This is a genomic window from Curtobacterium sp. JUb34, from assembly GCF_003755065.1.
Lineage (GTDB): Bacteria > Actinomycetota > Actinomycetes > Actinomycetales > Microbacteriaceae > Curtobacterium.
On record NZ_RJVH01000002.1, the window covers coordinates 361,529 to 377,866 of the forward strand.

The 16,338-nt window shown below is 70.9% G+C and carries 17 protein-coding genes; 7 read left to right on the forward strand and 10 right to left on the reverse strand.

From position 1 onward, the window contains the following. Positions 1 to 86: 86 nt before the first annotated feature. Positions 87 to 1,685 carry an ABC-F family ATP-binding cassette domain-containing protein gene (locus EDF63_RS08170; RefSeq protein WP_123312558.1) on the forward strand — a complete coding sequence of 533 codons (1,599 nt, stop codon included), beginning with the start codon at positions 87 to 89 and terminating at the stop codon, positions 1,683 to 1,685. Positions 1,686 to 2,009: 324 nt separating this feature from the next. Here the strand turns inward: EDF63_RS08170 and EDF63_RS08175 are convergent, their stop codons facing one another. Genes EDF63_RS08175 through EDF63_RS08185 form a run of 3 tightly spaced genes read right to left on the reverse strand, consistent with a single transcriptional unit; the run spans position 2,010 to position 3,717 of the window. Continuing rightward, a complete protein-coding gene (locus EDF63_RS08175) occupies positions 2,010 to 2,990 on the reverse strand; it encodes an SURF1 family protein (protein WP_123312560.1) in 981 nt (326 codons plus the stop codon). Next, positions 2,987 to 3,295 (reverse strand): hypothetical protein, encoded by a 309-nt coding sequence (locus tag EDF63_RS08180; RefSeq protein ID WP_395871646.1) that lies wholly within the window; start codon positions 3,293 to 3,295, stop codon positions 2,987 to 2,989. Before EDF63_RS08180 ends, EDF63_RS08175 begins: the two co-directional genes overlap by 4 nt. Then, complete coding sequence (locus EDF63_RS08185) at positions 3,295 to 3,717, reverse strand: DUF3099 domain-containing protein (RefSeq protein WP_123312561.1); 423 nt, start codon at positions 3,715 to 3,717, stop codon at positions 3,295 to 3,297. Before EDF63_RS08185 ends, EDF63_RS08180 begins: the two co-directional genes overlap by 1 nt. Positions 3,718 to 3,882: 165 nt before the next feature. On the opposite strand from EDF63_RS08185, the gene fabG reads away from it, so the two are divergent. Continuing rightward, positions 3,883 to 4,596, forward strand: coding sequence for a 3-oxoacyl-ACP reductase FabG (fabG, locus tag EDF63_RS08190; RefSeq protein ID WP_027465673.1), 714 nt, complete (start codon positions 3,883 to 3,885; stop codon positions 4,594 to 4,596). A gap of 13 nt (positions 4,597 to 4,609) precedes the next feature. On the opposite strand, the gene serB is transcribed toward fabG, so the two are convergent. Beyond that, positions 4,610 to 5,248 carry a phosphoserine phosphatase SerB gene (serB, locus tag EDF63_RS08195; RefSeq protein ID WP_123312563.1) on the reverse strand — a complete coding sequence of 213 codons (639 nt, stop codon included), beginning with the start codon at positions 5,246 to 5,248 and terminating at the stop codon, positions 4,610 to 4,612. Between the two features lie 99 nt (positions 5,249 to 5,347). Beyond that, complete coding sequence (gene glgC, locus EDF63_RS08200; protein WP_123313100.1) at positions 5,348 to 6,589, reverse strand: glucose-1-phosphate adenylyltransferase; 1,242 nt, start codon at positions 6,587 to 6,589, stop codon at positions 5,348 to 5,350. Positions 6,590 to 6,636: 47 nt separating this feature from the next. On the opposite strand from glgC, the gene glgA reads away from it, so the two are divergent. The 3 genes from glgA to EDF63_RS08215 all read left to right on the forward strand — a co-directional run bounded on the left by glgA (position 6,637) and on the right by EDF63_RS08215 (position 8,985). Then, positions 6,637 to 7,836, forward strand: a complete 1,200-nt coding sequence (glgA, locus tag EDF63_RS08205; protein WP_123312565.1) for a glycogen synthase — start codon at positions 6,637 to 6,639, stop codon at positions 7,834 to 7,836. A 9-nt stretch (positions 7,837 to 7,845) separates the two neighbouring features. Continuing rightward, entirely contained in the window at positions 7,846 to 8,628 is a 783-nt protein-coding gene (locus EDF63_RS08210; protein ID WP_123312566.1) for an ABC transporter ATP-binding protein, read from the forward strand. A 108-nt stretch (positions 8,629 to 8,736) separates the two neighbouring features. Next, positions 8,737 to 8,985, forward strand: coding sequence for a type B 50S ribosomal protein L31 (locus EDF63_RS08215; RefSeq protein WP_123312568.1), 249 nt, complete (start codon positions 8,737 to 8,739; stop codon positions 8,983 to 8,985). Between the two features lie 64 nt (positions 8,986 to 9,049). Here the strand turns inward: EDF63_RS08215 and EDF63_RS08220 are convergent, their stop codons facing one another. Together EDF63_RS08220 and treS are read right to left on the reverse strand one after the other, a co-directional pair. Further along, positions 9,050 to 9,793: a 3'-5' exonuclease gene (locus EDF63_RS08220; RefSeq protein WP_123312570.1), complete on the reverse strand. Its 744-nt coding sequence runs from the start codon at positions 9,791 to 9,793 to the stop codon at positions 9,050 to 9,052. Between the two features lie 37 nt (positions 9,794 to 9,830). Continuing rightward, on the reverse strand, positions 9,831 to 11,540 hold the full coding sequence (gene treS / locus EDF63_RS08225) for a maltose alpha-D-glucosyltransferase (protein ID WP_123312572.1): 1,710 nt from the start codon (positions 11,538 to 11,540) through the stop codon (positions 9,831 to 9,833). A 115-nt stretch (positions 11,541 to 11,655) separates the two neighbouring features. Here treS and EDF63_RS08230 point away from each other — a divergent pair, with 115 nt between their 5' ends. Beyond that, complete coding sequence (locus EDF63_RS08230) at positions 11,656 to 12,657, forward strand: alpha/beta fold hydrolase (RefSeq protein WP_123312574.1); 1,002 nt, start codon at positions 11,656 to 11,658, stop codon at positions 12,655 to 12,657. A gap of 5 nt (positions 12,658 to 12,662) precedes the next feature. Next, the gene (locus EDF63_RS08235) at positions 12,663 to 13,736 is read left to right on the forward strand and encodes a glycosyltransferase family 1 protein (RefSeq protein WP_123313101.1); all 1,074 of its coding nucleotides are present in this window, start codon (positions 12,663 to 12,665) and stop codon (positions 13,734 to 13,736) included. A 98-nt stretch (positions 13,737 to 13,834) separates the two neighbouring features. Here EDF63_RS08235 and EDF63_RS08240 read toward each other — a convergent pair whose 3' ends face one another. From EDF63_RS08240 to EDF63_RS08250, 3 genes are read right to left on the reverse strand one after another with little or no spacing between them, the layout of a single operon-like run. Next, the gene (locus EDF63_RS08240; RefSeq protein ID WP_123312576.1) at positions 13,835 to 14,575 is read right to left on the reverse strand and encodes a hypothetical protein; all 741 of its coding nucleotides are present in this window, start codon (positions 14,573 to 14,575) and stop codon (positions 13,835 to 13,837) included. 57 nt (positions 14,576 to 14,632) lie between these two features. Further along, complete coding sequence (locus EDF63_RS08245; protein ID WP_123312577.1) at positions 14,633 to 15,271, reverse strand: histidine phosphatase family protein; 639 nt, start codon at positions 15,269 to 15,271, stop codon at positions 14,633 to 14,635. Then, on the reverse strand, positions 15,268 to 16,206 hold the full coding sequence (locus EDF63_RS08250; protein WP_123312578.1) for a Sir2 family NAD-dependent protein deacetylase: 939 nt from the start codon (positions 16,204 to 16,206) through the stop codon (positions 15,268 to 15,270). The genes EDF63_RS08245 and EDF63_RS08250 overlap by 4 nt, the downstream gene beginning before the upstream one ends. Positions 16,207 to 16,338 lie beyond the last annotated feature (132 nt).

Here is a 16,338-nt window from a genome sequence, read left to right on the forward strand (position 1 = left end):
GTTCGGAACCATCGGTCCCGTCAGCGTAGCGGTGCACCTCACGCACACGTCGTTGTGCAAACCCACCAACTGATTGGACGTCCACTGTGCTTGCCGTGCACGAACTCGAGATCCGCGTCGGAGCTCGTCTCCTCATGGAGGACGTGTCCTTCCGTGTCGAGAAGGGTGACAAGATCGGACTCGTCGGCCGCAACGGCGCGGGGAAGACGACGATGACCAAGGCCCTCGCGGGCGAGACGCAGCCCACGGGCGGCAAGATCGACCGCGGTGGGGAGATCGGCTACCTGCCGCAGGACCCACGCTCGGGCGACCCGGAGGAGACGGCGCGGAAGCGCATCCTCGACGCCCGCGGGCTCGGCGAACTGGTGGAGGGCATCCGCCTCGCCACGCTCGACATGGCGAGTGACGACCAGGCCGTCGCCGAGAAGGCGATGCGCCGGTACAGCCGGCTCGACGACCAGTTCAACGCGCTCGGCGGCTACGCGGCCGAGGCCGAGGCGGCCTCGATCGCGTCGAACCTCAAGCTGCCGGACCGCATCCTCGACCAGCAGCTGAAGACCCTGTCCGGTGGGCAGCGGCGTCGCATCGAGCTCGCCCGGATCCTGTTCTCGGACGCCGAGACGATGATCCTCGACGAGCCCACGAACCACCTCGACGCCGACTCGGTCGTGTGGCTGCGCGAGCACCTGAAGACCTACCCCGGTGGCGTCATCATCATCTCCCACGACGTGGAGCTCGTCGACGAGGTCGTCAACCGCGTGTTCTACCTCGACGCGAACCGCCAGACCATCGACATCTACAACATGGGCTGGAAGCTGTACCAGCGCCAGCGCGTCGCCGACGAGGAGCGTCGCCGCAAGGAGCGCGCGGGCGCCGAGAAGAAGGCCGCGACGCTCAAGGACCAGGCCGCTCGCTTCGGTGCGAAGGCCTCGAAGGCCGCGGCTGCGCATCAGATGGTCGCGCGGGCGGACAAGCTGCTCGCCGGACTCGAAGACGAGCGCGTTGCCGACCGGGTCGCCAAGATCCGCTTCCCCACGCCGGCCCCGTGCGGCCGCACCCCGCTCATGGCGGAGGGGCTGTCGAAGTCCTACGGCTCGCTCGAGATCTTCGCGGGCGTCGACCTCGCGATCGACCGCGGTTCGCGCGTCGTGATCCTCGGGTTCAACGGTGCCGGCAAGACGACGCTGCTCCGGATCCTCGCGGGTGCCGACCTGCCCGACACGGGCGAGATCCAGCCCGGCCACGGTCTGCGCATCGGCTACTACGCGCAGGAGCACGAGAACATCGACATCAACCGCACGGTGATCGAGAACATGGTGTCGGCGTCGACCGACCTCAACGAGACCGAGGCCCGTCGGGTGCTCGGGTCGTTCCTGTTCACCGGCGACGACGGCTACAAGAAGGCCGGGGTCCTGTCCGGCGGTGAGAAGACGCGTCTGTCGCTCGCGATGATCGTCGTCTCGGGCGCGAACGTCCTGCTGCTCGACGAACCGACGAACAACCTGGACCCGGCGTCGCGCGAGGAGATCCTGAACGCGTTGGCCGGCTTCGAGGGTGCCGTCGTCCTGGTGTCCCACGACGCCGGCGCGGTCGAGGCGCTCAACCCGGAGCGCGTCCTGCTGCTGCCGGACGGCACCGAGGACCACTGGAACAAGGACTACGCGGAGCTCATCGAGCTCGCCTGACGCCGGCCAGCCGGGCGGGCGGAGCCCGTCCGCACGGTGCCGGGTTCGCGGGCCGGTGCGGCGAAACGTGCTGGGTGCCCGCTTGTAGCCGGGCACGGTGCGCGGAAGCCCGCACGGGGTTGCGAGGTGCGCACGGTGCGGCCTGGAGGCGCGGTGCCGGTCGTGCACCGCGCCTCCCGTCCGCACGGTGCCGGGTTCGCGGGCCGGTGCGGCGAAACGTGCTGGGTGCGCGCTTGTAGCGGGGCACGGTGCGCGGAAGTTCGCACGGGGTTGCGAGGTGCGCACGGTGCGGCCGCGCACGCACGCGCACACGCCCGCCGGTCGTCAGCGACGGGACGCGATCAGGTCGTCCTCGATCTCGGCGTCGGTCTTCGGCTTGGCGTCCTTGCGGCGCTGCCGCTCCTGGGCGCGCTCGCGTTCCTCCGGGTCGTCCTGGTTGAGGTTCCGGTACTCCTGCACCATCACGTACGCCAGGAACCCGAAGCCGCCGGCCGCGAACAGGAACCACTGGATGAAGTAGCTCAGGTGCAGGCCGGTGTCGGCGGTGGGGCGTTCCCAGCCGAGCGGGCGGGCCTCGGTCGGGGCGGGGGACTCGGACGCGAGTTCGCCGTACGCGCCCGTCCAGATCGGGGTGTCGACCTTCTTCGCGACGTCCGCCAGGGTGACCGACTGCACCTGGTCGGTGTGCGCGGGGTCGGTGCGGCCGGGGATCCGGGGCTCGCTCTGCTGCAGGCGGACGATCGCCGTCACCTCACCCGACGGGGGAGCGGGCACGTGGTCGGGGGCGTCCTGCGCGTTGCCGGTGGGGACCCAGCCGCGGTCCACGATGAACGCCCGGCCGTCGTCGGTGACCAGCGGGGTGAGGACCTCGAAGCCGGGTTGGCCGTTGTGCACGCGGTTGCGGACGAGCAGCTGCGCGTCGACGTCGTACCGGCCGGTCACGGCGACCCGGAGCCACTCCTGCTCGTCCTGCCAGCTCGAGGCCGTCGGCAGCGCCTGGTCGAGGGGCACGGGGGTGTGGTCGTAGTTCTGGGCGACCTGCTCGTTCTGGCGGACGGCCTCGTTCCGGCGGTCCCACTGCCACATGCCGAACAGCGCGCAGACGATCGCGAACGCCACGGCGATCGCGAAGTACCCGAGCCAGCGGCGACTGCGGACGAAGTGCCAGCCGACGAAGGGCTCGTCCGGGTCCTGGGCGGGACGGTCGTCGGCCGGCACGGACCGACGGGCGTGGTCGGCGGCGCGCTGCAGCTTGGCTGCGTGCTTCCGGCCGTACCGGGAGTGCGGGTCGAAGTCGTCGGTCATCGACCGGTGCCGGTGGAGCGCACCCCGACGTCGTTCTTCGGCGACGATGCCGGGTCGCGTTCGTCGTCGAGCCGGTCGACGTCCTCGTGCATGCCGGTGACGCGCACCGGGAAGGTACGGGACCGCAGGTAGTCGGCGAGGAAGTCGCGGTGCTCCTCGCACGCCGCCCAGATCTTGACGCGGTCGGCGGAGTGGATCCGGGGGTTGCGCCAGTTGACCCGCCACGTAGCGGTGTTCGAGCAGCCGGCGCGCGAGCACACGGGGGTCGAGCCCGGCTCGGTGTGCAGGTCGAAGGTGGCCCCCATCAGCGGTGCCCCCACATCTTCGAGCGGTCGCCGTTGCGCTGCCACTCGTCCTGCGCGTGCTGCGCCTGCTGCCGGAGGCGGTCCTGCTCGTCGCGGTAGGCCTGGGCGCGGTCCTCTTCCTGCTGCTCCCGGAGGCCGGGGTCGACCGCGTCGTAGAGCTGCATCGCACCGGCGGGGGAGATCATGTCGCTCTCCGTCCGGCTGCCGGCGTTCGCGACGATGACGGCGACCCAGGGGATCACGGCGGCGAGGACGATCGGCACGACGGCGATCCAGGAGTGCCAGATGGAGTAGACGAGCACGGCCACGACGAACAGGACGACGCGGATCGCCATCTGCCACACGTAGCGGGACAGGCGGTGCGCCCGGTCCAGCTCCGGCGAGTCCGGGAGCGTGGTGATGCTGGTGTGCGTGCTCTTCATACAGATGGTCTCCGTCTACCCGTGGTCAAGCCTAAGCCTCCGGGACCGATCGTGGGTGCGCCGCGCGCGAACGGGCTGTCACGGTGGCTCCGGTACGCTCGTCCGGGCGTGTCCGCCGACCCGTCGGCACGACACGACCGCACACCACCACCGAACGGAGCGACCATGAGCACCCCCCGTACCGTCCTGATCACCGGCGGCAACCGCGGCATCGGCCACGCCCTCGCCGAGCGCTTCGTCGCCGCAGGGCACCGCGTCGCGGTCACGTCGCGGAGCGGACAGGGCGGACCCGAGGGTGCCCTCACCGTGCAGGCCGACATCACCGACACGGCGTCGGTGGACGCCGCCTTCACGCAGGTCGAGGCCGAACTCGGCCCGATCGAGGTGCTCGTCGCGAACGCCGGCATCACGAACGACCAGCTGCTGCTCCGCATGTCGGAGGACGACTTCACGAGCGTCGTCGACACCAACCTGACCGGCACGTTCCGCGTCGTCAAGCGCGCCACCAAGGGCATGATGAAGGCGAAGTTCGGCCGCATCGTGCTCATGTCGAGCGTCGTCGGCGCCTACGGTCAGATCGGCCAGGTCAACTACGCGTCGTCGAAGGCCGCCCTGGTCGGCATGGCCCGCTCGATCACCCGCGAGCTCGGCTCGCGCGGCATCACCGCCAACGTCGTCGCGCCCGGGTTCATCCAGACCGACATGACGGCCGCGCTGTCCGACGAGCTGCAGGCCGAGTTCAAGAAGGCGATCCCGGCCGCCCGCTACGGCACGGTCGACGACGTCGCCGACGCCACGCTGTTCCTGGCGAGCGACGGGGCCGGGTACGTCTCCGGCGCGATCATCCCGGTCGACGGCGGCCTCGGGATGGGCCACTAGCCGCCCGTCCGGGTCAGCCGCGCAGGCCGAGCGTCGCGAGCACGGCGGACAGGTCGCGGTCCACGACCGCGACGTCCGCCTGCTCCCGCACGCGCGGCTTCGCGTCGAACGCCACCGACAGGGCGGCGACGCGCATCATCTCGAGGTCGTTCGCGCCGTCGCCGACCGCGACGGTGCGGACTGCGTCCACGCCGTCCGCGGCGGCCCACTCGCGCAGGGCGACGGCCTTCGCGTGCGCGTCCACGACGTCGCCGAGGACGCGTCCGGTCAGCACGCCGTCGGTCACCTCGAGCCGGTTCGCCCGGCAGTGGTCGAGACCGAGTTGCTCGGCGAACGGGTCCAGGACCTCGTGGAACCCGCCCGACACGACACCGACGGTCCCGCCCGCGGCGTGCACGCCGCGGACGAGCTGGTCGGCCCCCCGCGTCACGCGGACCGCCTGCTGTGCGCGTCGGAAGACGTCGACCGGGAGGCCCGCCAGGGTCGCGACACGCTCCCGGAGGCTCTCGGCGAAGTCGATCTCCCCGCGCATGGCGCGCTCCGTGATCGCCGCGACCTGTGGCCGGGTCCCGGCGGTGTCCGCCAGGAGTTCGATCACCTCGTCCTCGAGGAGGGTGGAATCGGCATCGAGGACGACGAGGAAGCGGGGCACGCACCAACGGTACCGACAGCAGGAGGCACGGCCCGCGTCCGTGACGCGAGCCGTGCCTCCTGACCGTCCGTTCGTCGCTGTCGACGTGACCGGCCGACGCTACGCGTCGACCCGGACGCCCTTGCCGACCACCGTGATGCCCGACTCGGTCACGGTGAAGCCGCGGGCCTCGTCGGCCTCACGGTCGACGCCGACCTGCGCGCCCGGTGCGATGACGACGTCCTTGTCCAGGATCGCCCGGTTCACGACGGACCCCGCACCGATCGTCGCCCGCTCGAACACGATCGAGTCGAGGACCTTCGCACCGGAGTCGATCCCGCACCACGGGCCGATCATGCTGCGCTCGACCTGCGCGCCCGACACGAGGCAGCCGAGCGACACGAGCGAGTCGACCGTGGAGCCGGTGTTGCCGTTCGCGTCCCGCACGAACTTCGCCGGCGGCAGGTTCGTCTGCTGGTTGAAGATCGGCCAGTCCTGGTTGTACAGGTTGAACACCGGCACCGGCGCGATGAGGTCCATGTGGGCGTCGAAGAACGAGTCGATCGTCCCCACGTCGCGCCAGTAGTACTTGTCACGGTCGGTGGAACCGGGGACCTCGTTCCGCTGCAGGTCGTAGACGCCGGCGTCGCCGCGGTTCACGAAGTCGGGGACGATGTCGCCGCCCATGTCGTGGGCGGAGGACTCGACCTGGCCGTCGCGGAGCACCGCGTCGACGAGGGCATCCGCGTTGAACACGTAGTTGCCCATCGACGCGAGGACCTCGCCGGGGGAGTCGGCGAGTCCGACGGGGTCCTTCGGCTTCTCGAGGAAGGCGTCGATCTTCGTCGGGTCGTCGGGGTCCACCTGGATGACGCCGAACTGGTCGGCCAGTTCGATGGGCTGCCGGATCGCCGCGACGGTGGCGCTGCGGCCCGAGGCGATGTGCGCCTCGACCATCTGGTGGAAGTCCATCCGGTACACGTGGTCGGCGCCGACCACGACGACGATGTCGGGGCGCTCGTCGCGGAGCAGGTTGAGCGACTGCAGGATCGCGTCGGCCGACCCGGCGAACCAGCGCTTGCCGAGCCGCTGCTGCGCGGGGACCGACGCCACGTAGGACCCGAGCAGGCCCTCCATGCGCCAGGTCTCGGCGACGTGCCGGTCGAGACTGTGCGACTTGTACTGGGTGAGGACGACGATCTTCTGCAGACCGGAGTTCACCAGGTTCGAGAGCGCGAAGTCGATGAGACGGAAGTTCCCGCCGAACGGGACTGCGGGCTTCGCCCGGTCGGCCGTGAGCGGCATGAGCCGTTTTCCCTCGCCGCCAGCGAGCACGATGCCGAAGACCTTCTTTGGAGCCATGCCGCTCACAGTAGGCGTCAGCACTGGGAACCGGTTACGTTGATCCAGTGCGAGTCGATCTGCTGACCAGGGAGTATCCGCCGGAGGTCTACGGCGGTGCGGGTGTCCACGTGTCCGAACTCACCGCTGCGCTGCGGTCGGGGACGGACACCGACGTCCGTGTCCGGGCGTTCGGGGCCTTCCGCGACGAAGCCGACGTCTGGGGGTACCGGACGCCGGCCGGGCTCGAGCAGGCGAACGGCGCGCTGCAGGCGCTCGGCACCGACGTGGCCATCGCTGCCGACGTCGAGGGTGCCGACCTCGTGCACTCGCACACCTGGTACGCGAACTCGGCGGGCCGGATCGCGCAGTTGACGTACGGCATCCCCCACGTCGTCACCGCGCACAGCCTCGAGCCGCTCCGTCCGTGGAAGGCCGAGCAGCTCGGTGGCGGCTACCGCCTGTCGAGCTGGATGGAACGCGAGGCGTTCGAGAACGCCGACGGTGTCATCGCGGTGTCGAAGGCCATGCGCGCCGACATCCTGCGCTCGTACCCGTCGATCGACCCGTCGAAGGTGCACGTCGTCTACAACGGCATCGACATCGACGCCTGGAAGCCGCAGGTCGACGAGGACGCCGTCCGTGCCCTCGGGATCGACCCGTCGCGTCCCAGCGTGGTGTTCGTCGGCCGGATCACCCGTCAGAAGGGGCTGCCCTACCTGCTCCGCGCCGTGGCCTCGCTCCCCGAGGACGTCCAGATCGTGCTCTGCGCCGGCGCGCCGGACACCCCCGAGATCCTCGCCGAGGTCACCGGGCTGGTCGAGGGCCTCCGCGAGCAGCGCGAGGGCGTCGTCTGGATCGACCGGATGCTCGCGCACCAGGAGATCGTCAACGTGCTGTCCTCGGGCACCGTGTTCGTGTGCCCGTCGATCTACGAGCCGCTCGGCATCGTGAACCTCGAGGCCATGGCGTGCGGGATCCCCGTCGTGGGCACCGGCACCGGGGGCATCCCAGAGGTCGTCGCGGACGGGTTCACCGGCCGCATCGTCCCGATCGACCAGGCGCAGGACGGCACGGGCACCCCGACCGACCCCGACAAGTACGTGGCGGACCTGGCGGCGACCCTCAACGAGGTGCTGGCCGACGAGGGGCTCGCGAAGCTCATGGGCCGCGCCGGACGCCTGCGCGTCGAGTCGGAGTTCACCTGGGACGCGATCGCCACCAGGACACGGCAGGTCTACGACGAGGTGCTCGGCCGGAACCCGTAGGCTGGTCGCATGCCCTCGGTCGTGCGCTTGTCAGACGTCTCCGTGGTCCGCAACGGGGCCACCATCCTCGACTCGATCTCGTGGGAGGTGCAGGACGACGAACGCTGGGTCGTGCTCGGCGCGAACGGTGCCGGCAAGACCACGCTGCTGCAGGTCGCCGGCGCGCAGACGTTCCCGACCTCCGGTGACGTCGAGGTGCTGGGCACCGAGCTGGGCGGCGCCGACCTGTTCGAGCTCCGCCCGCGCATCGGCTTCGCGTCGACCGCCCTCGCCCGTCGCATCCCGGTGACCGAGAAGGTCATCGACGTCGTGCTGACGGCCGCGTACTCGGTCACGGGTCGCTGGAACGAGGAGTACGAGGAACTCGACGTCCGCCGTGCCCAGCGTGTGCTCGAGGAGTGGGGCCTGGGGTCCTTCACCGACCGCACCTTCGGCGAGCTGAGCGACGGCGAGCAGAAGCGCGTCCAGATCGCCCGCGCCGTCATGACCGACCCCGAGATCCTGTTCCTGGACGAGCCGGCCGCCTCGCTCGACCTCGGCGCCCGCGAGAGCCTCGTCCGCACCCTCGGCGGCTACGCCCAGAGCGCCGATTCGCCGGCCATCGTGATCGTCACCCACCACGTCGAGGAGATCCCCGCCGGGTTCACCCACGCCCTGGTGCTCGCCGACGGCCACGTGCAGGCCGCCGGACCGATCGACGAGGTCCTGACCGACGAGACCCTGACCGAGGCGTTCGGCATCGCGCTGTCCGTCACGAAGGACGCCGGCCGCTACACGGCGCGCGCGTCGTAGCGCTGCGATCGTGCCGTCCGTCTGGTAACGTTGACGGCTGGCGCAAGCCGATGACTTCCCGCGCATCTCGCGCAATCCCACCACCGCTACCGCTATCGAGGAAACTCCATGAAGACCGACACCCACCCCGAGTACCGCGCCATCGTCTTCCGTGACCTGGCCTCCGGTGAGACCTTCCTGACGCGTTCGACCGCGAACAGCGACAAGACGATCGTGCTCGACGGTGCCACCTACCCGGTGATCGACGTCGAGATCTCCTCCGCTTCGCACCCGTTCTACACGGGCAAGCAGCGCATCCTCGACTCGGCCGGTCGCGTCGAGAAGTTCAACCAGCGCTTCAAGGGCTTCTCCAAGTAAGCAGCCCCACAGCACGTCGGAACGGGCGGTCCTCCTTCAGGAGGACCGCCCGTTCCGCGTTGCGTCAGCCGTTGCGGTGCGGCCACCGGCCGTCCGCGGTGAACGACGGATCGCGCTTCTTGCGCATGTACTCCTGGAACGAGGTGGCCTGCTCGGCGCACCACCCCACCTGCTTGCGGTGGAGCTCTTCGGCCGAGATGCCGAGTTCGTCCTGGTACTTGCCGGCGATGGCCTGGGCAACCCGACCGGCCGCGATCGCGTCCGCACCCGCGTCGTGCGCGTCGTCGAGGGTGACGCCGTACAGCTCGGACGCCGCCTCGAGCGTGCGCTTGCCCTTGCGGAACGTGTCGAGGGCCTTGTCGATGACGAGCGGGTCGACGACGTTGCCGATGACGGGGGAGGCGAAGCCGTGCCGTTTGGCCTCGCGGTCGAGGACCGTCAGGTCGTACGGCGCGTTGTAGATCACCAGCGGGATCCCGCGGGCGAACACGGCCTCGATCGCAGCGATGATCTCGGCCACGACCTCGGCGGCGGGACGCCCCTCGGCCTGGGCCCGCTCCGTGGTGTAGCCGTGCACGGCCGCGGCGCCCTCGGGGATCGCGATGCCCGGGTCGGCGATCCACGCGCCCTCGGCGATGGAGGCTCCGGTCATGTCGATGAGGCCGACGTGCGCCGTGACGATCCGCGCCGTCTCGACGTCGACACCGGTGGTCTCGAGGTCGAAGACGCCGAGGGCGTGCCACCAGGGGCGTCCGGAGAGGTCCTGCGCCGGGGCGGGCGTTTCGAGCTGTGCTGTGGGGAACGTCACGCGGTCAGGCTAACGGGACGCACCGACACCACCCGCGCTACCCGACCGGCGCGCCGACGTGCAGCCAGTAGAACGACTGCGTCCCGAGGGTCAGGGTGACGGTGCCGTCCTCGTCGAACGCGGGGAACGAGCCGCCGCCGAACAGGTCGTAGAGCGGGCGACCGGCGAACTCCGGGGCCGACACCGTGACGGACGTCGGGTTCGTGGCGAACGAGAACACGCACAGGACGTCCTCCGCCGACGGTCCGAACTGCTGCCCGGAGCCCTCCCACGAGCGCACGAACGCGAGCACCGACTCGTTCGAGGTCTCCTGCACGTGCAGCGTGCCCAGTCCGAACACCGGGTGGGCCTTCCGCACGTGGATGACGTTGCGGACCCAGTGCAGCAGGGAGCGCGACTGCGCGAGCTGCGCCTCGACGTTGACCTGCGCGTAGTTGTAGACGAGGGACTGCACGACGGGCAGGTAGAGCTTGCCCGGGTCCGCGGTCGAGAACCCGGCGTTGCGGTCGGGGGTCCACTGCATCGGCGTGCGGGACGAGTCGCGGTCGGGCAGCCAGATGTTGTCGCCCATGCCGATCTCGTCGCCGTAGTACAGGAAGGGCGACCCCGGCAGCGAGAACAGCAGCGCGTGGATGAGCTCGAGCTCGGCGCGCGAGTTGTCGAGCAGGGGAGCGAGGCGGCGCCGGATGCCGATGTTGGAGCGCATCCGGGGGTCGTAGCCGTACCAGCCGTACATCGCCTGCCGGTACTCCTCGCTGACCATCTCGAGCGTGAGCTCGTCGTGGTTGCGCAGGAACACGCCCCACGCGGCCGCGGAGGGCACGTCGAGGGTCTCGGACAGGATCGCGGCGAGCTCCTTCGCGTGCTGCGCCCGGAGCGAGTAGAAGATGCGTGGCATGACCGGGAAGTCGAACGCCATGTGGCACTCGGGCTCCTCGTCGGTGCCGAAGAAGGCGGCGGTCTCGCGCGGCCACTGGTTCGCCTCGGCGAGCAGGACGCGGCCGGGGTACTCGTCGTCGACCATCGCGCGCATCTTCTTGATGAACTCGTGGGTCTCCGGCTCGCCCTCGCCGTTGCCGTCCTCGGACTCGAACAGGTACGGGATCGCGTCGAGCCGCAGCCCGTCGACGCCCAGGTCGAGCCAGTGCCGGACGACGTCGTACACGGCCTCGACGACCGCGGGGTTCTCGAAGTTCAGGTCGGGCTGGTGCGAGAAGAACCGGTGGAAGAAGAACTGGCGGCGGACCGGGTCGAACGTCCAGTTCGACTCCTCGGTGTCGACGAAGATGATCCGGATGTTCGGGTACTCCTCGTCGGTGTCCCGCCAGACGTAGAAGTCGCCGAAGGGGCCGTCGGGGTCTTCGCGCGACTGCTGGAACCACTCGTGCTGGTCGCTCGTGTGGTTGATCACCATGTCGATCACGATGCGCATGTTGCGCTCGTGCGACTTCGTGACGAGCTCGCGGAAGTCGTCGAGGGTGCCGAACTCCGGCAGGATCGCCTTGTAGTCGGCGATGTCGTAGCCGCCGTCGCGCATCGGGGACTGGAAGAACGGCGGCAGCCAGAGCGCGTCGACGCCGAGCCACTGCAGGTAGTCGAGCTTGCCGATCACGCCCTGCAGGTCACCGATGCCGTCGCCGTTCGAATCGACGAACGAGCGGATCATGCACTCGTAGAAGACCGAGCGCTTGTACCACTGCGGGTCGAGCGTCAGGCCGGGCAGCTGGATCGGGGCTGTGAAGGTCACCGTGCTCCTCGTCGAAGGTCCACGGGCCGCATCGAGAGCCCGCCCCGGACACGATAGGCGCGCGATGCTGCGGGTGTCCGGGGTTTCGTGCGGATGTCTTCGTAGACTGGCGCCGATGCAACCGCCCGTGCTCTCCCCGTACCAGTCGCTCATGGCCGCCACGCCGGTGGTCCACCGGTCCGTGCAGGTCGACGGCCGCACCACGCACTACTGGGAGTACGGGCCGTCCGACGCGACGCAGACCGTCCTGGCGGTGCACGGCTTCCGTGGCGACCACCACGGCCTCGAGACCATCGCCGCGCACCTGGCGGGCGTGCGCGTGATCGTGCCCGACCTGCCCGGCTTCGGCGTGTCCGACCCGCTGCCGGTGTCCGACATCGAGTCGTACGTCGCCTGGCTGACCGCGTTCCACGCCACGCTCGGACTCGGGCGCGACGCCGTCGTGCTCGGTCACTCGTTCGGTTCGATCGTGGTGTCGGCCAGCGTCGCCGCGGGGCTCGACACGCGGCTGCTCGTCCTCGTGAACCCGATCGCCGCTCCCGCGCTGCAGGGACCCCGGGCGGTCGGCACCGGGATCGCGATCGGCTACTACCGGGCCGGCGCGGTGCTGCCGAAGCCGATCGGGCTCGGCATCCTGCGGAACGCCGCCATCGTGCGGGTGATGAGCATCGCGATGCTCAAGTCCCACGACCGCGGGATGCGCCGCTGGGTGCACGACCAGCACGACCGGTACTTCTCCGCCTTCGCGAACCGCACGAGCGTGCTCGAGGCGTTCCGCACCTCGGTCACCCACGACGTGTCCGAGTACGCGGACCGCATCGACGTGCCGGTCCTGATGATCGCCGCCGAGCACGACGACATCACGGCGGTGCCGGAGCAGCGCGCCCTGGCCGCACGCCTGCACGATGCCGAGCTCGTGGTCATCCCCGGGGTCGGGCACCTGGTGCACTACGAGACACCGGCACCGGCCGCCGCCGCCGTGCTGCGCCGGATGGCGGACACACCCGCGCGCCCTGGACGCGGCCGCGCCGCCAAGGCGGGCCGACCGGCGGGCGCGGGACGGGCCTCCAGGGCGACCGCGACGACGGCCAGCGCGACCGAGGAGACCGACGCGTGACGCGCCTGCGCATCGGCATCGACTGCCGCTACGTCCGCATCGGCCGCCACGACGGTATCAGCCGGTTCACCGCCGGGGTCGTCTGGAACCTGCCCGACCGGCACGACTTCGTGCTGCTCGTCCACGACGAGCGCCAGCTCGAGTCCCTGCCGCGCGACCTGCCGTGGGAGCTGCTGCCGGCGCCGACCGACGCGGGGGAGCCGCTCGTCGCGCGACGGGTGAACCGGCTCGGCCTCGATGCGGTGTTCTCGCCGATGCAGACGATGGGCTCGCGCGGGCGCGACTACGCGCTCGTGCTGACGTTGCACGACCTGATCTACTACCGGAACCGCACGCCGCCGCGGGAGTTCTCGTGGCCGCTCCGGCTCGGGTGGCGCGCGTTCCACCTGTCGTGGGCACCGCAGCGGTTCCTGCTGAACGGTGCCGACGGGGTCGTCACCGTGTCGGAGACGACCGCCGGGCTCATCGCCGAGCACCGGCTGACGAAGCGTCCCGTGACGGTGGCGTACAACGCCGCCGACCCGGCGACACCGCGAGTGGCCGGCGCGCCGCGCGACCGCTCGCTCGTCTACATGGGTTCGTTCATGCCCTACAAGAACGTCGAGACACTGGCGGCCGCGCTGCCGCTGCTCGGTGCGGACTGGACCCTGCACTGCATGTCACGGGTGTCGGACGCCGACCGCGCACGGCTCGAGGCGCTCGCGCCGGCCGGCGCGATCGTGTTCCACGACGGTGCGACCGACGAGGAGTACCTGTCCGTGCTCCGGTCGGCGACCGCCCTGGCGACGGCGTCGTTCGACGAGGGCTTCGGCATCCCGCTCGTCGAGGCGATGGGCGTCGGCACCCCGGTCGTGGTGAGCGACATCCCGATCTTCCGCGAGATCGGCGGCGGTGCGGCCGAGTACTTCGACCCGGCGTCGCCGTCGGCGGTCGCTGCTGCGGTGCGGCGGGTCGAGGAACGGTGGGACGAGGCCTCGGCGCAGTCGGTCGAGCGGGCGGCGCGGTTCCGGTGGCAGGACTCGGCGGAGCAGGTGGTGCGGGCGGTCGAGCGGGCCGTGGCCGACCGGCGCGCGCGGTAGGCGGGGCGGGGCTGGGCGGGGACGCGCGACGCGATGCGACATGGTCGACGTCGTACGACATCGGTTCCGTCGTTCCGAGTCGGCCGACCGCCCGGCACCTACTTCGCCGCGACCACCTCGACGCTCGCCCCGGGGAACACCTTGTGCGTCTCCTCGGTCACCCGCGCCACGATCGGTGGGACGGCAGCCCCTCGTCCCGGGGTCTCGACGGTGATCGACTGATCGGCGGCGCGGTCCGACGGGGTGCCACCGCGTTCCCACGAGCAGCGGACGGCCGTGACCCCGCCGATGTGGTCGAGCGTGTCCGCCAGCACCAGGCGCTTCGCGGTGACCGCACGGGAGTCGGAGACGCCCACCTCGAGCGTGCCGAGGTCGGCGATCGCGACGACCCGGACGCCGTTGCCGCCAGCCGAGTCGGTCGCACGGCTCAGGGCGTCGACGAGGTCGGTCCGGGCGGCGGCGTCCAGCGACGGGTCGGCCGTGATCGTCGCGGTGGCGTCGTAGCTCGCGAAGCCGGTCTTCTCGGCCCGGTGGTGACGGACCTCGGTGACGCCCGGCACGTCGGCGAGCCGGTCGTCGAGCCGGTCGAGGGCCATGTCCGGTCGGGGGAACACGCCGCCGATGCCGTTCTGCACGCTGCCGATGATGGTGCCGAGCACGAGGGCGATCACCCCGGCGACGAGGACGGTGCTGCCGCCGATGACGAGCCAGGTGCGGGCCCGCTGTCCCATCGTGCGGGTCTGCACGCTGGCGGTCTCGGGGCCGAAGGCACGGTCGAGGTCGTCGTCCTGCCGGTCGGCGGCTTGCCAGCCACCCGTGTCGGTTCCGTCGGTCACCATGTCGCCCCCTGGTTCGGGTGCGTCGGAGCCTAGTCGCAGGACGGCCGTGCCGTCCGCTCAGCCCCGGCGTTCCAGCGGGTTCTGGTAGTCGAACGCGTACCGCCCGGGCCCGTCCGAGACGTCGTCGATGGGGTCGTCGAACCGGACGAGCTCCGCGTGGAAGCGCTCGGGGTCCCAGCGGAACGAGTGGATCGAGCCGTTGCGGATCGGGGTGGAGTGTCGATCGGCGGTGCCGGGCGCCGCCTCGTTCACCACGCTCCGGATCACCGCGCCGTGGGTGGCGACGACCACGACCCCGCCGTCGAAGCGCACCGCGATCTCGCCGAGCGTCTCGGTGATGCGGGCGAGCAGCGCCGATCGGGACTCGCGCCCGGGGATGTCGTCGTGCGGGTACCGGGCCGTGACCTCGGTGTCGGTGAGTCCCTCGGCCTCGCCGTAGGAGCGTTCCGCCAACCCGGGGTACGTGGTGGGCGCTGCCAGTCCGAGGCGGTCGGCGATGATCGCCCCGGTCTCGGCGGCGCGGGACAGCGGTGAGGCGACGACGGCGTCGAACCGCCGGCGGGCGAGGAGCTCGGCGGCGTCGGCGGCCTGTCGCCGTCCGGTGTCGTTCAGTGGGATGTCGGTGGAACCCTGGATGCGGCGCTGCGCGTTCCAGTCGGTCTCACCGTGCCGGACCAGGTACAGGAGCGTCGTCACCCGTCGATCATCCCAGACGGCTGAGCGGACCCCGCGGGCGCGGACCCGGCCGCCCCCAGCCGCTCGGCCAGGTGCACCAGCGTCTCGGTCGTCCCGCCGTCGAGCTTCACGGCTGCGCGGCGGTCGCTGCGGGTGGCACCGCGGTTCACGATGACCACCGGGTTCTTGCGGCGGGCAGCGTGGTCGACGAGCCGCACGCCGGAGTTCACCGTCAGCGACGACCCCACCACGAGCAGCGCTTCGGCGTCGGCGACGATCGACACGGCCTCGTGGAACTTCTCGGTCGGCACGAACTCGCCGAAGAACACGACGTCCGGCTTGAGCATCCCGCCGCACACCGAGCAGTCGGGCACCACGAAGCGTTCGACGTCGGTGATCTCGACGTCGCCGTCGGGCTGCAGCTGCACCGAGCCGGGCTCGTCGATCCACGGGTTGGCGCGGTCGATCGTCGTGGCGAGGTCGGCGCGCGAGAACACCTGCCCGCACGTCAGGCAGAGGGCGCGGTCCATCGACCCGTGGATCTCGACGACGCGGCGGGACCCGGCCCGCAGGTGCAGACCGTCGACGTTCTGGGTGATGACCCCGGTGACGACACCCGCCTGCTCGAGCGCGGCGAGTGCCCGGTGTCCCTCGTTCGGCCGGGCAGCGGCGAAGCTCCGCCAGCCGAGGTGCGACCCGGCCCAGTACCGCTGCCGCTTGGCGGCGTCCGATCGGAACTCCTGGAACGTCATCGGCTTGCGCACGACGCGTCCGGCGCCGCGGTAGTCGGGGATGCCGGAGTCGGTGCTCAGGCCGGCGCCGGAGAGCACGGCGAAGCGTTTGCCCGCGAGCACCTCGACCACGCGGTCGAGGTCCGCTGCGGTCGGCGGACCGGTCGGCGGACCGGTCGGCGCCCCGGTGGGCGGTCCGGTCGTCGACGCAGCATCATCCAGCACCCTGTTCACGGTACCCTCAACAGCCGACCGTCCCGGTCGCTTCCCGACCGGCACGCCAGCCGCGACACCAGCCGCGACACCGACCGGTCCGCCATCCGCGACGCCAGCGCGTCACCGGCCGGCCCACCACCT